General features: G+C 71.2%; 11 protein-coding genes. 7 read left to right on the top strand and 4 right to left on the bottom strand.

All coding sequences use genetic code 11. The features are described 5' to 3' along the window. Positions 1–6: 6 nt before the first annotated feature. The 4 genes from ACIG5F_RS31665 (at position 7) to ACIG5F_RS31650 (ending at position 3,312) form a co-directional block, all read left to right on the top strand. On the top strand, positions 7–990 hold the full coding sequence (locus ACIG5F_RS31665; RefSeq protein WP_396523578.1) for a 2-dehydropantoate 2-reductase: 984 nt from the start codon (positions 7–9) through the stop codon (positions 988–990). Positions 991–1,235: 245 nt separating this feature from the next. After that, entirely contained in the window at positions 1,236–1,421 is a 186-nt protein-coding gene (locus tag ACIG5F_RS31660) for a hypothetical protein (protein ID WP_396523577.1), read from the top strand. Then, positions 1,415–3,142, top strand: a complete 1,728-nt coding sequence (locus ACIG5F_RS31655; RefSeq protein ID WP_396523576.1) for an HEXXH motif domain-containing protein — start codon at positions 1,415–1,417, stop codon at positions 3,140–3,142. The genes ACIG5F_RS31660 and ACIG5F_RS31655 overlap by 7 nt, the downstream gene beginning before the upstream one ends. After that, a complete protein-coding gene (locus ACIG5F_RS31650; protein ID WP_396523575.1) occupies positions 3,124–3,312 on the top strand; it encodes a hypothetical protein in 189 nt (62 codons plus the stop codon). The genes ACIG5F_RS31655 and ACIG5F_RS31650 overlap by 19 nt, the downstream gene beginning before the upstream one ends. 40 nt (positions 3,313–3,352) lie before the next feature. On the opposite strand, the gene fxsT is transcribed toward ACIG5F_RS31650, so the two are convergent. From fxsT to ACIG5F_RS31630, 4 genes are read right to left on the bottom strand one after another with little or no spacing between them, the layout of a single operon-like run. Further along, the gene (gene fxsT / locus ACIG5F_RS31645) at positions 3,353–7,780 is read right to left on the bottom strand and encodes an FxSxx-COOH system tetratricopeptide repeat protein (RefSeq protein WP_396523574.1); all 4,428 of its coding nucleotides are present in this window, start codon (positions 7,778–7,780) and stop codon (positions 3,353–3,355) included. Next, positions 7,777–8,781: an AAA family ATPase gene (locus ACIG5F_RS31640; protein ID WP_396523573.1), complete on the bottom strand. Its 1,005-nt coding sequence runs from the start codon at positions 8,779–8,781 to the stop codon at positions 7,777–7,779. Before ACIG5F_RS31640 ends, fxsT begins: the two co-directional genes overlap by 4 nt. Then, positions 8,778–10,235 (bottom strand): hypothetical protein, encoded by a 1,458-nt coding sequence (locus ACIG5F_RS31635; protein ID WP_396523572.1) that lies wholly within the window; start codon positions 10,233–10,235, stop codon positions 8,778–8,780. The genes ACIG5F_RS31640 and ACIG5F_RS31635 overlap by 4 nt, the downstream gene beginning before the upstream one ends. A 10-nt stretch (positions 10,236–10,245) precedes the next feature. After that, positions 10,246–11,265: a hypothetical protein gene (locus ACIG5F_RS31630; RefSeq protein ID WP_396523571.1), complete on the bottom strand. Its 1,020-nt coding sequence runs from the start codon at positions 11,263–11,265 to the stop codon at positions 10,246–10,248. A 123-nt stretch (positions 11,266–11,388) separates the two neighbouring features. Here ACIG5F_RS31630 and ACIG5F_RS31625 point away from each other — a divergent pair, with 123 nt between their 5' ends. From ACIG5F_RS31625 to ACIG5F_RS31615, 3 genes are read left to right on the top strand one after another with little or no spacing between them, the layout of a single operon-like run. After that, positions 11,389–13,320 (top strand): molybdopterin oxidoreductase family protein, encoded by a 1,932-nt coding sequence (locus tag ACIG5F_RS31625; protein ID WP_396523570.1) that lies wholly within the window; start codon positions 11,389–11,391, stop codon positions 13,318–13,320. Next, positions 13,320–14,975, top strand: a complete 1,656-nt coding sequence (locus ACIG5F_RS31620; RefSeq protein WP_396523569.1) for an NADH-ubiquinone oxidoreductase-F iron-sulfur binding region domain-containing protein — start codon at positions 13,320–13,322, stop codon at positions 14,973–14,975. Before ACIG5F_RS31625 ends, ACIG5F_RS31620 begins: the two co-directional genes overlap by 1 nt. After that, positions 14,972–15,817, top strand: coding sequence for a 2Fe-2S iron-sulfur cluster-binding protein (locus tag ACIG5F_RS31615; protein WP_396523568.1), 846 nt, complete (start codon positions 14,972–14,974; stop codon positions 15,815–15,817). The genes ACIG5F_RS31620 and ACIG5F_RS31615 overlap by 4 nt, the downstream gene beginning before the upstream one ends. Positions 15,818–15,960: the final 143 nt, after the last annotated feature.

The raw sequence follows: 15,960 nt of genomic DNA, 5'->3' as shown, positions 1-15,960 counted from the left end.
TGAGCCATGAAAGTCGCTGTTCTCGGCGCCGGGGCCATCGGCGCCTATGTGGGAGCGGCCCTGCACAGGGCCGGTGTCGACGTCCATCTCATCGCGCGCGGCGCGCACCTGGCCGCCATGCGCCGCGACGGCGTGCGGGTGCTCAGCCCGCGGGGCGACTTCACCGCCGCGCCGCCGGTCACCGACGATCCCGGCGAGGTCGGTCCGGCCGACTTCGTCTTCCTCGGCCTCAAGGCCAACTCCTACGCCTCTTGCGGCCAGCTGCTGGCGCCGCTGCTCGGGCCGGACACCGCGGTCGTCGCCGCCCAGAACGGCATCCCGTGGTGGTACTTCCACGGTCTGGCCGGGCATCCGTTGGAGGGCCGGCGGATCGAGGCCGTCGACCCCGACGGCGCGGTCAGCGCGGTGCTCGACGTGCGCCGGGCTATCGGCTGCGTCGTCTACTGCTCCACCGAGATCGAGGAGCCGGGCGTCATCCGGCATCTGGAGGGCACGCGCTTCTCCATCGGCGAGCCCACCGGCGACATCTCCGACCGCTGCGTCGCGCTGTCCGAGGCGATGATCGCCGGCGGCCTCAAGTGCCCCGTCGAACCGCGGCTGCGCGACGACATCTGGATCAAGCTCATGGGCAACGTCGCCTTCAACCCGCTCAGCGCGCTGACCGGCGCCACCATGGCCGAGATCTGCGCGCACGACGACACCAGGGCGGTCGTCGCGGCGATGATGGCCGAGACCGTCGCCGTCGCCCGCGCCGCCGGGGCGACGCCGTCGGTGTCCATCGAGAAGCGCATCGACGGCGCGCGCCGGGTTGGCCATCACAAGACCTCCATGCTCCAGGACCTGGAGGCCGGCAAGGCCCTGGAGACCGACGCGATCATCGGCGCTGTGGTCGAATTGGCCGGCCTGACCGGCGTTTCCGCCCCCACCCTGCGCAACGTCTACGCCGCGGTCGACCTGCTCGCGCTGAATCGGGCCCGCCGCGGCGCCTGACGGTCCACTATGGACAGACGCGGTGCACGTGCAGGTGACCGCTCGCCCGGTGTTCACGCCAGGTGGCTCGGACAAGTCAACCGGCGGACGTAGCGCGCCCACCCCCGGTGCCTGGCACAATGCAATGGCCGGGTGGCTTTGTGGCAAGCATTCCTACTGCTGGGTCAAGCGGAACGCCCGTCCGGTGATGCATCATGGCTTGTGTCGGGCTCGTTACGATCCGTGCACACAGAGGGGCTGGTGACATGCCGGAGCCAGAAGTCAGCCTGCGATCCGAGTTGATCGACCTGACCGGTATGTCCCTCACCGCCCTGCGCACGTGCGCCGACCCGGCCCTGCGCCGCTCGGTGGCCAAACTGCTCGACGAGGCCGACGATCCCTGGATAGCCGCCCTGCGCCTGCAGAGCGCCCAAGGCAGCAGCGGTTGCTGATTCCCGTGGGCGGCGGTCGCTCGGCCACGCACCGGTTGTCCGGCAAGGATCTCGAGGCGTTCGCGCGTGGTGGCGGCAGCCGTGCCGCGGTGCTCGAACTGCGTTCCGCCAAGCGCAGCAAACTGCTGGTCACGCTGCGGACCCTGCTCGATTCGGCGCCGGCCGGGCCGCTGGGGTCCTTCGCCGAGGCGTGGGACCTGCTGGCCGCGGCCGAGCAGGCGGATTCCGCCGCGGTGGGTGAGGTTCTGGCGTTGCCGGCGGTCCACGCCTGGGCCGCGCAGGCGTTGCGCCACCTGCGCGGCTCGGTCGCCTCCGAAGCGCCGTTGTGGTTCGTGCTGGGCCATATGAATGCCGTGGCCGTGGCCGCCGCGGTGTCGGCCGGGTTGGAATTTCGCGCCAGAATTCCCGTTTTTGCGGGAGTGGCGGTGCTTCCGACGGTCGGCGCGGCCGTGGTGCCGACCGGCGAGCGGCACGCCGTCGCCGAGCTCGTTGCCGCGCAAGGCGAAGTCGTGGTGCGCCACGGCGGTGTCGAGGCGGCGCAGTGGCTGCCGATGCGCAGGATCCGGGTCGAACACGAGGGCCACGAACTTGCCGTGTGGTTGGACGACCTGTCGCCGTTTCGCGCGTTCGGCGGCCCGCAACCGGCCGAACCGTTGTCCGGCCAGGTGTTCCAGGACTGGACTTCCGCGCTGGAGCGCGCGTGGCGGCTGCTGGTGTCCCGGCATCCCGAACAGGCCGAGGGCCTGGCCGCCGGCCTGGCCGCCTTGGTGCCGGGGCGGCGTCGTGGCCGGTTCCGGGATTCCAGCGCCACCTCGGCCGACGCGTTCGGCTCGGTGGAGCTGGCGCTGCCCTCCGACGCGCCGCGACTGGCGGCGGTGCTCATCCACGAGTTCGCGCACAGCAAGCTGAACGGCCTGTTCGAACTGGTGACGCTGGATGTGGAGAACCGCGAGGAGATCTTCTACGCGCCGTGGCGGGACGACCCCCGTCCACTGCACGGGGTGCTGCACGGCGTCTACAGCTTCCTTGCCGTCACGGACTTCTGGCGCGCCGAGGGTGCGGACGACATGGCGCACTTCAGGTTCGCGCTGCACCGCCGGCAGACGATGGAAGCCATCGACACCATCGAACGCAGCGGGTTGCTCACCGAAGCGGGCGAGCGGTTCGTCGCCACCATGCGGCTGCACGTGCAGGAGTGGCAGCACTATCCGGTGCCGGAACGGCATCGCCGGGCGGCCGAACAGGTGGCTTGGGACCACCGGGCGACGTGGCGGCTGCGGCACCTGGCCCCCGATCCGGATCACGTGGCCGCGGTGGCCGCCGACTGGCAGGCGGGCCGGCGCTGGCGGGGTGATCCCGGGCCGGCGCCGGTGGTTCGCCCCGCCGCCGGCCTGACCGAACCGCGCGCGCGAACCCACCTGGCCGAGTGGGCGCTGCGTTCCCCGGAGACGTTCAAGGCGCTGACCGAGGAGACGGTGGCGGCCGAGGTGTCCGGGGCGACCGCCGCCGACCTGTGCCTGGTGTTGGGCGAGACCCGGCGCGCGGAAGCGCTGTACCTGGCCCAGATCGCGGCCGATCCGAACGGGTTCGCCGGCTGGATCGGCCTCGGTCTCGCGGTGGGAAGTCGTTGTCTGGCCGAGTTTCCCGAACTCGTGCGGGCGGTGGCGGCGGTGGCGGACGCCGCCCCGGGCGAGCTGGTGGCGTGGTTCGACCGGGGCTGACCCGGCGGTGGCGTCCGCCCGGCCGGACGAGCGTGCGGCCGGGCCATGGGGCCACTGCCGAATCCGTCGACGCGGCCGATCCGGACGGGTTCGCCGGCTGGATCGGCCTCGGTCTCGCGGCAGCCACGGTGACGCCCGTCGAGCTGCTGGCATGGTTCAGCCGAGGATGACCCGACGTGCCATGCGGTGGCGATGTGGTCGGGCGGCCGGTCAGATGATCGGCATCGGCTCGATGTCGCAGTCGGCGCGGTACCGGTTCTCGGCCTTCATCGTGGCTGGGTGCTGCGCGCCGAGCACTCCCCGGAACTGCTGCACCACGGCCTCGTGCTCGGGCCCGGCCTCGGCGTCCCGGTGCAGGGCGAACAGGTCGAGGACCCGGTTCAGCGCCACCGCGAGCGTGGACGGGTGGCGCTCACCCAACCGGGCCCGGGACCGCGCCAGGGTCTCGGTGTCCAGTTCCAGCGCCGCCGCGTGATCGCCGCTCGCGGCCAGGTCGCTGGCCAGGTTGGTCGCCGCAACCAAGGTGAACGGGTGGTCGGCGCCGAGCTTGTCGGTGAACCACCGCAGTGCGTCCTGGTCGAGCTGGCGGGCCTCCGCGACCTCGCCGGCCAGCCGCAGCGTGACCGCGAGGTTGGTGGCGCCGACCGAGGTGTAGGGATGCTGCTCGCCGAGGGTGTCGCGGTACCGCTCCCAGCTGCGGCGGCCCAGGTTGCGGGCCCGGCCGAGCTCGCCGTTCTGGCGGAGGTCCACCGAGAGGTTCATGGCCGAGGCCATGGAGTCCGGGTGCTCCTTGCCGAAGCGACGGCGGAAGCCCTCGAACGCCTCGTTGGCCAGGTGCAGCGCGCCCTCGTGATCACCGGCCTTGCGGCGGGCCACGGCGAGGTTGCGCACCGCGCTCAGGGTCTGCGGGTGGTCGTTGCCCAGCAGGTGCCGGTGCTGCTCGACCGTCTGCTCCTGGTGGGTGGACGCCTTCACGTAGTCGCCGGCCTCGCGGTCGTCCATCGTCAGGGCGTCCAACGACTGGAGGGTGAACCGGTCGTCGGCGCCGAACTCGCGCTGCCGGCCCTGCCATGCCCGTTCGTCGAGTTCCCGGGCCTTGGCGAACTCGCCGGTCAGGCGCAGGCTCATGGCCAGGTTGTGCGCGATGAACAGGGTGTTCGGATCGTCGTCGCCGAACACCCGGCGGGACCGGACGTAGCTGTCCTCGTTGAGCTTGCGCGCGCCGGCGAAGTCGCCGACCGCGCGCAGGTCGGAGGAGACCAGGCCGGCCAGCATCAGCGATTCCTCGTGGTCGTCGCCCACGGTCTCGCGCAGCAGGGCCAGGGTGTTCTCGTCCAACGCCTTGGCCCGCGCGTACTCGCCCATGTTGCGCAGCGCCACGCCGGCTCGGCGGGCCGCGGACAGGGTGTCCAGATGGGCCGCGCCGAACTTCTCGTCCCAGACCTGGCGGGCTTCCTCGGCGACCTCGTAGGAGCCCTGGTAGTCACCCCAGGCGTTGAGGAACACCGCCTGGTTGACCACCAGCCGGCGGACCTCGGTGTCGTCGCAGTCCACCGCCTTGGACACCCGCACGTGCGGTTGCAGGCTGCTGTACACCGGCCAGTGCTGCGGTGCGCCGGGCAGCTTGGGGTCGGTCTTGAGCAGCAGCAGGTGGGCGATGTGACGCATGCGGGCCTGTTCGGCCGGGCTCATCTGGTCCTGCACCACGGCCTGCACGATGCGGTGCAGCTGGATGGTGTCGTTGCGGTGGTCGACGCGGGCCAGGCTGTAGCGCTTGATCTCCCGGATGGCCCGGCCCAGCGACACCGGCTTCTGGAGCGCGTCGGCCAGTTCCGCCGGCACCGTCGAGTCACGCAGGTCGGTGAAGATGCCGCGGCTGATCGGCTCCGGCGCGAAGCAGGAGCACAGCTGCACCAGCTGAAGGGCCTGCGGGCTGTCGCGGCGCAGGCGGTCAAGCGACACGTTCCACGCGGCGGCGACGGTCACCGGGTAGTCGATGGGGGCGTTGTCCTGCAACAGGTCCAGGCGCTGCCGCTCGAACAGCTCCAGGTACTCCGGCACCGACATGCCGGTCTCCGCGCACCACGCGCCGGCCTGCTCGATGGCCAGCGGCAGGTCGCCGAGCACGTCGGCCAGCTGCGCGGACTCGTCCTCGGTCAGCTCCGGGCAGCGGCGCTGGAGCAGCTCGATGCTCTCCGGCCGGTCGAAGATGTCCACCTCGACCGCGCGGGCCACGCTGGACCAGCGCGGGTTGCGGGAGGTGACGATGACGTGACCGCTGCCCTGCGGGAGGAACTGGCGCAGATCCTCGGGCTGGTCGGCGTTGTCGAACACGAGCAGCCACCTCATGTCGGCGGTCGGGTTGCGCAGCTCCTCCAGCACCGCCGGCACCGCCACCAGCGGGCTCGGATCGGCGGTGACCAACTGCATCTTCTGGGCCAGCTCGACGAACGAGGACTGGATCAGGGCCGGGTCGTCGGAGGGAACCCACCACACCAGGTCGTAGTCGCCGATGTGGCGGTAGACGTACTCCACCGCGACCAGGGTCTTGCCGACGCCGCCCATGCCGTGCAGCGCCTCCGGCAGCACCGCCATCGGCGAGGACGCGTCCAGCCGCTCGGCCAGCCGGCGCAGCAGGTCCTCGCGGCCGGTGAAGTTGGCGTTGCGCAACGGCACGTTGCCCCAGATGGGCGGGAAATCGCCCGGTCGCCGACGCTGTCGGGGGCTCTGCACGTCGACGGACACTTCGTCTCCTCCCGGGCGGGGCGTGGCGGTGCCTCCGGCCGGCCACGCCGCCGGGACGTCCGGCTCGTCCACCGCGGGCCGCGAGTGGGTCGAGACGGCGGCGGCGCCGGCCGTGGAGTTACTGTACGAACTACTCAATGGGGTTCCTTCTAGTTCAACGATACGGCTCGGATAGGGTTCAGGCGCCTCATCCGCACCAGGTGTCCCGAGCTGTCTCGCTGAATCCCGGGCCTGTTCCAGTTCGGCCCGCAATGCCTTGCCCCGTCTGGAGTACTCGCCGCCCAGCGCGGCCATCACGGCCTGTTCGACCGAGGCGAACCGGCGCGACCCGTCGTCGGCCACGTCGGGATGCGCGGCGGTGTCCGGCGAGCGCAGCGCGTCGCGCAGCCCGCGCATCGCCGCCACGGTCGGCGCCAGCCGGTCCGCGACCATCCGCAGCACCCGCATGGTGTCCTGGCGGAACCCGGCCGCCAGCAGTTCCTGCCTTACCCCGTCTCGGAATTCGTAGGCCACGGCCTCCGGATCGGTCACCGCCCCGGTGCCGACCCGGCGCAGCAGGCCGGACAGGAAAACCTCGGCCAGGTGGGAAATCCGCGATCCGGGCAGCATCTCCCGCTGCACCAGCATCATCGTCGGCACGTTGAGCGGCGCGGCGGCCAGCAGCACGGCCAGCCGGAACGCGGTGCGCGAGGACGCGGCCCGGAACCGCCGCACCCGGTGCTCGGGCGCGGGTTCGCCCGGCGGCTCGGCCTCGGCCGGCGGCTCGTCCAGCCGCGGCGGGCGGGTCACGGTCGGCAGCACGGTCAGCGCGACCGGCGCCGGGGCGGGGTCGGCCACCAGCCGCGCCCATCGGCCCAGTGACCGTTCGTCCAGCTCCAGCAAGGGAATGGGCACGATCCCGGGCGGCGCGTCCAGGTCGCCGAACCGGCACCGCAGCCGGGTGTTGGCCGCGCGCGGCGCGGCGGCCCGCAGCGTGGCGGCCATCGGGTCCAGGCTCGACCAGTGCCACAACGACTGCGGCAGCACGTTGATCACCGCGACCGGGCCGCACCGGCCCCAGCGGGCCAGCCAGCGCTGGGCCATCGACTCCTGCCAGGCGGCCCCGATGCCGTCGGTCAGCACGATGATCAGCCGTCGTCCGGTCGGGTCAAGCAGTCGCGACGGCGACAGCGCCACATGATCGTTCTCGGTGCGCAGCGACAGGGGCTTGACCTGGTCAGTGTCCAAATGGAACAGTCGTACTGTTGAGAATGCGCCCTGGCGTTCCAACAGCGTGCGGAACTCGGCGGCGGTGCGCCGCCAGATCACCATGGACTCCGAGCTGTCCACCACCAGCACTGCCTCAAGTGGACGGTCGAGGGCCGGCCGCATGATCGGCGTCATGCCGTCCAGGCCGGCCGACCTTTCCGCGGTGGCGTCCTCGTCCAGCTCCTGCCGCACGCGCGCGGGAACGGTGCGCTTGAAGGGGCGCAACGCCCTGGCGATCTTCCGCCCACTGTGCAGCCCCGGCATCGCGGGCCATTCAACCATCGGCGCGGGCGGTGCGGCGGGCGGGGTGGCGTGACCCTTGGGGGTCCTACGGCGATTCCCGTCCTGGCCGGTCGGCCGGATGTCGGGCCAGGCCGGGACGGGCGCGCGGGCCGGCGGTTCCGGCCGGCGGGCGGATCTGGGCGGTTCGTCGCGCTCGACCGGCGACCGGCGCGTTTCCCCAGTGCTGGCAGGGGTTTCAGCGGCGGTAGGGGGGTCCTGCTCGCGGGCCAGGTGCGCGGCGAGGAAAAACGCGTCCGCCACCTCGAACGGGTACAGCTCGGCGGTGCCGACCGGATCCGCGCGCCCGTCAGCAGTGCCACTGCCTCGCGGTGGCACCGGGAGAGCGCGGGACGGTCCGGTCATTCTGCTTCCGTCAGCCGTTGCCAGACACTGTCGATAAGACCATCCCACAACTCGTCGTAGCTGTATTCCTCCGAAGTGACGAGATGCACCGCATTCAGCAACTGGTCCGCGGCCAGCCCGTCCACACGGCGACTGCGTGCGACGAACTCCTGGATGAGTTCCCTCGAACGGGCGGATTCCTTGCCCCGAAAGTGAGCGTGCACCATCGCGGCCAGCTGATCGACGTCCGGGTCCTCGATGTGCATGCGCAGGCAGCGGCGCAGGAAGGCCGGCGGGAACTCGCGCTCGTCGTTGCTGGTGATCACGATCATCGGGAACGCGTGGCAGCGCACCCGGCCGCGGCGGATCACCGCGGTGCGGTCCGGATCGGCGGTGTGCACCTCGATCTCCGGCGCCACCTTGGCCAGCCGACTCAGCTCCTTGATCGTGTACTCGCCGTCCTCGAACACGCCGAGCAGGTCGTTGGGCAGGTCGATGTCGCTCTTGTCGATCTCGTCGATCAACAGCACCCGCGGCCGCTCGTAGGGCAGCAGCGCGGTGCCCAGCGGGCCGAGCGTGAGGAAGTCCCCGACCTCGCGCTCGGTCGACGGGGCCCGGCGGGCGTTGGCCGCCTCGACCCGGCCGATCGCGTCGTAGTCGTACAGGCCGGAGTTCAGCGTGCTGCGGCTGGTGATCGTCCAGCGCAGCACCCGCCCCAGCTTCAGCTCGCGGGCGATCCGGTAGGCCAGCGCCGACTTCCCGGTGCCGGGCCGGCCGGTCACCAGCAGCGGCCGGCGCAGCAGCAGCGACAGGTTCACGGAGTCGACCTCGCGCCGCGACGCGCTCGGCTGAGCCGGGCTGACCGAACCGAGCCGCCGGTGGTTCTCGGCGTCGTCCTCGGGCGGCGGAGGCAGCACCGGCCCGCCGTCGAAGGCCCGCCACGGGGGCGGATCCGGTATCGCCGGACCCTGTCCCTGGTCCGGCAGCGGCCAGCCGGTGCCCTGATAGACCTGCCTGGTCATGTCGTCACCTCCGGGCGCGGGGCCGCCGGTCGGTCGTACAGTTCGATGATTCGCTCCGGGTCGTCCCAGAGCAGGCTCACGTGCGCGCCGCAGTGCTCGTCGCGGCCGGTCCGCTGGGCCAGGTTGCGCAGCTTGCGGGTGGTGGCCCGCAGACCGTGCGGGCCGGCCGCGACCTGTTCGTCCGCGCCGGCCACGAATTCCTCCAGCGCCTTGGGATCACGGCACCACAGCACCACCGGCACGCCCTCGCGCAGCGCCACCGTGAGCGCGTCGCGGCCGGGGACGGCGGCCTCGTCGAGACAGTGGTCCAGCACCACCACACAGGTCTCTGGCTGGTCGGCCAGCGTCGCCACCAGCTCCGACAGGTAGTTGTCCGACTCCTGGCGGCACCACAGCGCGGGCGCGCCCGCGGACATCGAACGCCAGCGGAGCAACCAGTTGCGGTGCCACGACTGTTTGCGCATCCGGTCCAGGCTGCGCAGCACCACCTCGAACTGCACGCCGAGGTAGCGGTCCACGCCGTCGTCGTACTCGGCCAGCCACCGGTCCACCGGCAGGTGCATCAGCTCCCGGGGCAGCAGGAACTCCAGCTGGATGGGTTCGGGCCGCAGGTGCCAGGCGTCCTCGGCCCGTTCGACCAGATCGGCCACGTGCCGTTCGATCTCGGCCAGCGTGCCGGCCCGGTCCTCGCCGCGCTCGGGCTGCCAGTCGCCGACGGAATGCCAGTGCGAGAGCACGTACCGGTCGGCCTCGTACCGGTCGCGCTCGATCTGCATCACCAGGTACAGGCTGCCGGGATTGTCGCGTGCGGTGGCGATGGCCGGCTTGGCCGCGCGCAGCTCGGCCATCGGCGTGGCCAGGTCCATCCGTTCGGCCTCGTGGTTGATCCACTCGCGGATCCGGTCGGCCAGCGTCTCGTCGGTCAACGCCGCCAGCCGCTCCAGGAACACCAGCACGTGCGGGACGCCGTCGGCACGAGCGTTGTGCTGCTCCAACAACACCAGCACGTCGTACACCGTGCGGTAGCCGGGCGGCAGGGCGTGCGCGGCCGGGCCCAGCACCTCGCGGTAGAGCTCGTCCAGCGGCGGCAGCGACGCCCCCTCCAGCAGCGAGACGAGCTGGCTGCGCTCGGCCGCCGGCAGCAGGTCCAGCGGGCTCATGGTGTCCACGAGCGCGGCCACGCGGATCACTTCCAGGGAGTCCGGATCCAGCTCCCGGATGGCCTCCACGAGCGCCGGCAAACCGCCGGGGTGACGCTCGCACGTCATCACGATGCTGAAGACGTGCAGGCGCGCGACCGGGTTCTCGGCCGGGTCGAATCCCGGGCCCAGCTTGCGGCGCAACAGATCCAGCAGCAGGTCCCGGCCGTCCTTGTGGCGCAGGAAGTACACCTCCTGGAGCGCGTCGACGAGCTGCCCCAGCGAGACGCGGCCGCCCTGGCCCTGGTCGTACACGGTCGCGTCCTCAGCCCAGGGGCCGATCGGGGCCGGGCCGCTCCAGCAGCGCCGCCACCGTGGCGTCCAGGGCGCGCACCGCCGGGCCGTCCCCCTCCAGCTCGTGCACCGTGCCCAGCAGGTCCTCGATGCCGTAGTCGTAGCGCACGCAGGTGTTGACCAGGCTGAACACGTGCAGGCGGGCCTGCGGGTAGTAGGCCACCGCATTGGCGATCTCGGGCCGCAGGTTGTCCAGCAGCAGGCGGCGACCGGCCTCGCTGGCCATGAACGGGACCGCCAGCAGCGCTTCGACCAGCGCCGTCAGACCGACCTGCGGCTTGCGCGGGCGACGTCGGTCGGCGACCAGGACCTGTCTCACCGGGTCCTCCGGCTCGGGCTCGACGGTGCACGGCGGCACGGACTCAGCCAGCATCGGCGCTGTCGATGTCATCGTTAATGCCCCGCCGTGGCTGTCACCCGGAAGTCGTATCCAGGCGCCGGCGGCGGTTTCCTTGATCCGGAAGTCGATGCGCCGGTAGGTGTGCGGCTGTGCCGCCGGGTCGTGCCGGACGACGCTGAGGTAGAGGTCATCGGAGACGATCACCACCAGGTCGCCCGCGGCCAGCTCAAGGGCGCGCTTGGCCGCCGGGGCGTCGAGCAGCCGGAAGCCGAAGTTCAGCGCGTCGCCGGTGATGCCGTGCTCGTCGCGGTGGATCTCGCCGGCGTGCAGGGCCAGCCGCAGGCGGGCCCGGGAGGGCGCGTCGGTGCCGCGGTTGTGCCGGCCCAGCGCGTCGACCAGCCGTTCGGGCAGCCGGGCGACCAGCCGGCTCTTGGACACCACGGGCGGCACCAGGACCATCACGCCGTCGCCCAGGTCGTTGACGTCGCAGTCGTCCCATGGGATCTCGGAGGCGGTGAAGGCACTGGTCAGCGCCGAGTAGACGACGTGGCGGACGGACAGGTGGTGGTTGTCGGTCCGCGTCGGGTCGCCGAAGCGCTCGACGTCGACGAGCACCATCGACACGTAGTGGGCGTCGAGGTGGGTCTCCATTGATCCACCTTGCCGCCCGCCGGCCCGCCGCTCTGTGTCATCTGAAACAGAGGACGGTGGCTTGCCCTGAATCGTGATAGGCGAATATCGTAGACTGCATACAGTCTTCGAGGAGGGTGGGCCATGGGCCGGAGGAAGCGGGAACCCTATGTCCGACTCACCCGGCCACTGGTCCGGGACGCCGGCGTGCTGCGGCCGGCGAGCTGGGACGAGGCGCTGGACCGGGCGGCCGAGGGCTTCCGGCGCAACGTCGCCGCCGGCGGGCCGGACGCGTTCGGCATGTTCTCCTGCGCCCGGGCCACCAACGAGATGAACTACGTGGCCCAGAAGTTCGCCCGCGCGGTGATCGGCACCAACAACGTCGACTCCTGCAACCGCACCTGCCACGCCCCCAGCGTCGCCGGACTGGCCAAGGTGTTCGGCAGCGGCGGCGGCACGTCCTCCTACCAGGAGATCGAGGACGCCGACCTGATCGTGCTGTGGGGCTCCAACGCCCGCGAGGCGCACCCCATCTTCTTCCAGCACGTGCTCAAGGCCGTGCACAAGGGCGCCCGACTGTATGTCGTCGACCCGCGACTGACCAGCACCGCCAAGTGGGCCCACAAGTGGTTGCGGCTCAACGTGGGCACCGACATCCCGCTGGCCAACGCCATCGCCCGCGAGATCATCCACTCCGGGCTGGTCAACCGGTCGTTCGTCGAGCGCGGCACCGAGGGGTTCGCCGAGTACGCCGCCTCGGTCGAGCAGTGGACGCTGCCGGTGGCGGAGCTGGAGACCGGCGTGCCGGCCGAGCTGATCCGGGAGCTCGCCCACGCGTACGCGCGAGCCGACCGGGGCCAGCTCTCGTGGACACTGGGCATCACCGAGCACCACAACGGCACCGACAACGTGCTGTCGCTGATCAACCTGTCATTGCTGACCGGGCAGGTCGGCCGGTATGGGGCCGGCCTGAATCCGTTGCGGGGCCAGAACAACGTGCAGGGCGGCGGGGACATGGGGGCGATCCCGGACCGGCTGCCCGGCTTCCAGGACGTGCAGGACGCCGACGTGCGGGCCGCGTTCGACGCCGCCTGGGGCTCCCAGATCCCGCCCTACAAGGGCTGGAACCTGACCCAGATGCTGGCGGCGATGGAACGCGGCGACATGACCACCGTGTACGTCATCGGCGAGAATCCGGTGCAGTCCGAGGCGGACTGCGAGCACACGGTCAAGCGTATGTCCAATTTGGACCATGTGGTGGTGCAGGACATCTTCCTCACCAAGACCGCGCAGCTGGCCCACGTGGTGCTGCCGGCGTCGGCCGCGTGGTGCGAGACCGACGGCACCTTCACCAACAGCGAGCGCCGGGTGCAGCGGGTGCGCAAGGCCGTGTCCGCGCCCGACGGCGCCCGCGACGACATCGAACTGCTCTGCGAGCTGGCGAAGCGGCTGGGTCACGACTGGCACTACGACAGCGCGGAGCAGGTATGGGACGAGATGCGCGCGCTGTCCCCCATGCACCGGGGGATGAGCTACGCGCGGCTGGCCGACCTCGGGGGCATCCAGTGGCCCTGTCCCAGCGAGGACAGCCTGGAGCCCACCTATCTGCACGCCCGGCTGTGGGAGACCGACCCGGTGAAACGGGGCCGGCCGGCGCCGTTCTCGGTGCTGCGGCACAGCCCGCCGGTGGACGAGCTGACCGCGGAGTTCCCGCTGCGGCTGACCACCGGGCGGCGCCTGGACTCCTACAACACCGGCGTGCAGTCGGCCGGGTTCCCGTCCCCGCTGCGTCGCGGCGAGACCCTGGACCTGTGCCCTCAGGACGCTCTGGACCTCGGCGTCGTCGAGGACGAGCTGGTCCAGATCTCGTCGCGGCGCGGCGCCATCGTCGCCCCGGTGCGCATCGACGAGGGGCTGCGGCCGGGCCTGGCCTTCATGACCTTCCACTTCCCGGACGAGGTGGACGTCAACCAGATCACCATCGAGGCCACCGATCCGGTCGCCGGCACCGCCGAGTACAAGGCGGCCGCGATCCGCGTGGACAAGCTCGATTCGAGTCAGATGGCGAGCCGCTGATGGACCTGCGTTTTCTGGACGCCGAACCGTCCACAGTGGAGAAGAACGCGATCGACGCGGCGCTGGCCGGCACCGATCTCGGACGGGACCAGCTGTTGCCGGCCCTGCATGCGGCCAACGACGCCGTCGGGTGGATCAGCGAGGGCGCGTTGAACCACATCTGCCGACGGCTGTCGGTGCCGCCGGCGGAGGCCTATGGCGTGGCCACGTTCTACTCCCTGTTCTCCCTGGAGGAGCGGCCACGCCAGGTGGTGCACGTCTGTGTGGACCTGGCCTGCAAGGTCAACGGCGCCGAGGCGCTGGCCGCCGCGCAGACCGAGCACGTCGTTCGCAGCCCGTGCCTGGGGGTCTGCGAACGCGCGCCGGCGGCGCTGGCCGTCGGGGCCGGCGGGGGAGCCGAGTACCTGATGCCGGAGCTTCCGTTGCCACAGCGGGGAGATCCCTCGCTGCGGCTGCTGCGCCGGGTCGGCGTGGTGGATCCGCGCAGCCTCGACGACTACCGCGCCGCCGGCGGCTATACCGCGCTGCGCAACGCTTTGCGGCTCGGGCCACAGGGCGTGATCCGCGAGGTCACCGACGCGCGGCTGATGGGTCGCGGCGGCGCGGCCTTCCCGACCGGGCGCAAGTGGGCCGCCACCGCTGGGCAGCCGGCGCGGCCGCATTTCCTGGTGTGCAACGCCGACGAGAGCGAACCCGGCACGTTCAAGGATCGCGTGCTGATGGAGGGCGACCCGTTCGCGGTGATCGAGGCGATGACCGTCGCCGCGTACGCGACCGGCTGCACCCGCGGCTACCTCTACATCCGCGGGGAGTACCCGCTGGCCTTCTCCTTGCTGGGCAACGCCATCGCCGTCGCCCGGGAGCGGGGTCTCCTCGGCGACGGCATCATGGGGCAGCCGGGTTTCGACTTCGACATCGAGATCCGGCGCGGGGCCGGGGCGTACATCTGCGGCGAGGAGACCGCGATCTTCAACTCCATCGAGGGCTTTCGCGGCGAACCCCGCAGCAAGCCGCCGTTCCCGGTGGAGCAGGGCCTGTTCGGCCGGCCGACCGTGGTCAACAACGTGGAGACGCTGGCCAACGTGCTGCTCATCATGACCGAGGGCGGCGAGGCGTTCGGCCGGATCGGCACCGCCGGTTCCACCGGCTCCAAGCTGTTCTGCGTCTCCGGCACCGTGCCCAAGCCCGGTGTATACGAAGTGCCGTTCGGCGCCACCCTGCGGGAACTGCTCGACCTGGCCGGCGGCGTCGAGGATCTGCGGGCGGTGCTGCTCGGCGGCGCCGCCGGCGGCTTCCTGCGGCCCGACGAGATCGACCTGCCGTTGACCATGGAGGACGCCCGCGCCGCCGGCGCCACCCTCGGCTCCGGGGTCGTGCTTGTCCTGGACGGCACCGTCGACGTCGGCGGATTCCTGTTGCGCATAGCCGAGTTCTTCCGGGACGAGTCGTGCGGGCAGTGCGTGCCGTGCCGGATCGGCACCGTGCGCCAGGAAGAGGCGCTGCACCGCCTCGTCGGCCGCAGCGGCGACGCCCAGGACCTCGTGCTGCTGCGGGACGTCGGCCAGGTGATGCGGGACTCCTCCATCTGCGGCCTCGGGCAGACCGCATGGAACGCCATCGAATCCGCCATCGACCGTCTTGGGGTGAAGCTGTGACTGCCGTCGACATCGGACTGCCTCGCCGGCTCGTCGAGTTCACTTTGGACGGTGAACCGGTGGCCGTGCCCGAGGGCTCCACCATTCTCAGCGCCTGCAAGGACATGCCGACCCTGTGCTACGGCGACACCCTGGAGCCGGCCAACGCCTGCCGGGTGTGCATGGTCGAGGTCGAGGGCTCCCGCACCCTGGTTCCCTCCTGTTCCCGCAAGGTCGAGCCCGGCATGGTCGTGCGCACCGACACCGAGCGCACCCGGCACAGCCGGCGTCTGGTGCTCGAACTGCTCGGCTCCGCCACCGACCTGTCCACCACCCCGAACGTCGCCGGCTGGATGGCCGAGGTCGGGGCCGACCCGTCCCGCTTCGGCCCCGACGCCGCCACCGTCGCCCAACCGGCCACTGTGGACAATGAGCTCTACGTCCGCGACTACGCCAAGTGCATCCTCTGTTACAAGTGTGTCGACGCCTGCGGCGACCAGTGGCAGAACACCTTCGCCATCGCCGTCGCCGGCCGGGGCTTCGACTCCCGCATCTCCACCGAGTTCTCCGCCCCGCTGCCCGACAGCGCGTGCGTCTACTGCGGCAACTGCATCGAGGTCTGCCCCACCGGCGCCCTCAGCTTCCGCCGCGAGTTCGACAAGCGCGCCGAGGGCACCTGGGACGAGTCGGCCCAGACCGAAACCACAACCGTATGTACGTTTTGCGGAGTGGGCTGCAACCTGACCCTGCATGTCCAGGACAACGAGATCGTCAAGGTCACCTCACCCCATGACAGCACGGTCACGCACGGCAACCTCTGCGTCAAGGGCCGCTTCGGCTGGCAGCACGTGCAGCGCACGTGACCGATCGTGGCCGCAGAACACGATTCAGTGAAGTCGCACAGAAGTCGCAGAATTCACGGGTGCACCCTACAAGTCTCTTGTAGGGTGCACTGTGCACGTTACGCTTGTGGGCCCCTCGTCGGCCCTGGTCGACCTCTCCGCCG

The organism is Kutzneria sp. NPDC052558 (genome assembly GCF_044547355.1).
In the GTDB taxonomy this organism is placed as follows: domain Bacteria; phylum Actinomycetota; class Actinomycetes; order Mycobacteriales; family Pseudonocardiaceae; genus Kutzneria.
Note: the sequence above shows the minus strand (reverse complement) of the source record. Positions and strands in the feature narration are given on the sequence as shown.

Coding starts and splice junctions, on each gene's coding strand:
- fxsT (WP_396523574.1), bottom strand. CDS start 7,780: ATGACCGGACCGTCCCGCGCTCTCCCGGTGCCACCGCGAGGCAGTGGC.
- ACIG5F_RS31630 (WP_396523571.1), bottom strand. CDS start 11,265: ATGGAGACCCACCTCGACGCCCACTACGTGTCGATGGTGCTCGTCGAC.
- ACIG5F_RS31640 (WP_396523573.1), bottom strand. CDS start 8,781: ATGACCAGGCAGGTCTATCAGGGCACCGGCTGGCCGCTGCCGGACCAG.
- ACIG5F_RS31665 (WP_396523578.1), top strand. CDS start 7: ATGAAAGTCGCTGTTCTCGGCGCCGGGGCCATCGGCGCCTATGTGGGA.
- ACIG5F_RS31625 (WP_396523570.1), top strand. CDS start 11,389: ATGGGCCGGAGGAAGCGGGAACCCTATGTCCGACTCACCCGGCCACTG.
- ACIG5F_RS31660 (WP_396523577.1), top strand. CDS start 1,236: ATGCCGGAGCCAGAAGTCAGCCTGCGATCCGAGTTGATCGACCTGACC.
- ACIG5F_RS31620 (WP_396523569.1), top strand. CDS start 13,320: ATGGACCTGCGTTTTCTGGACGCCGAACCGTCCACAGTGGAGAAGAAC.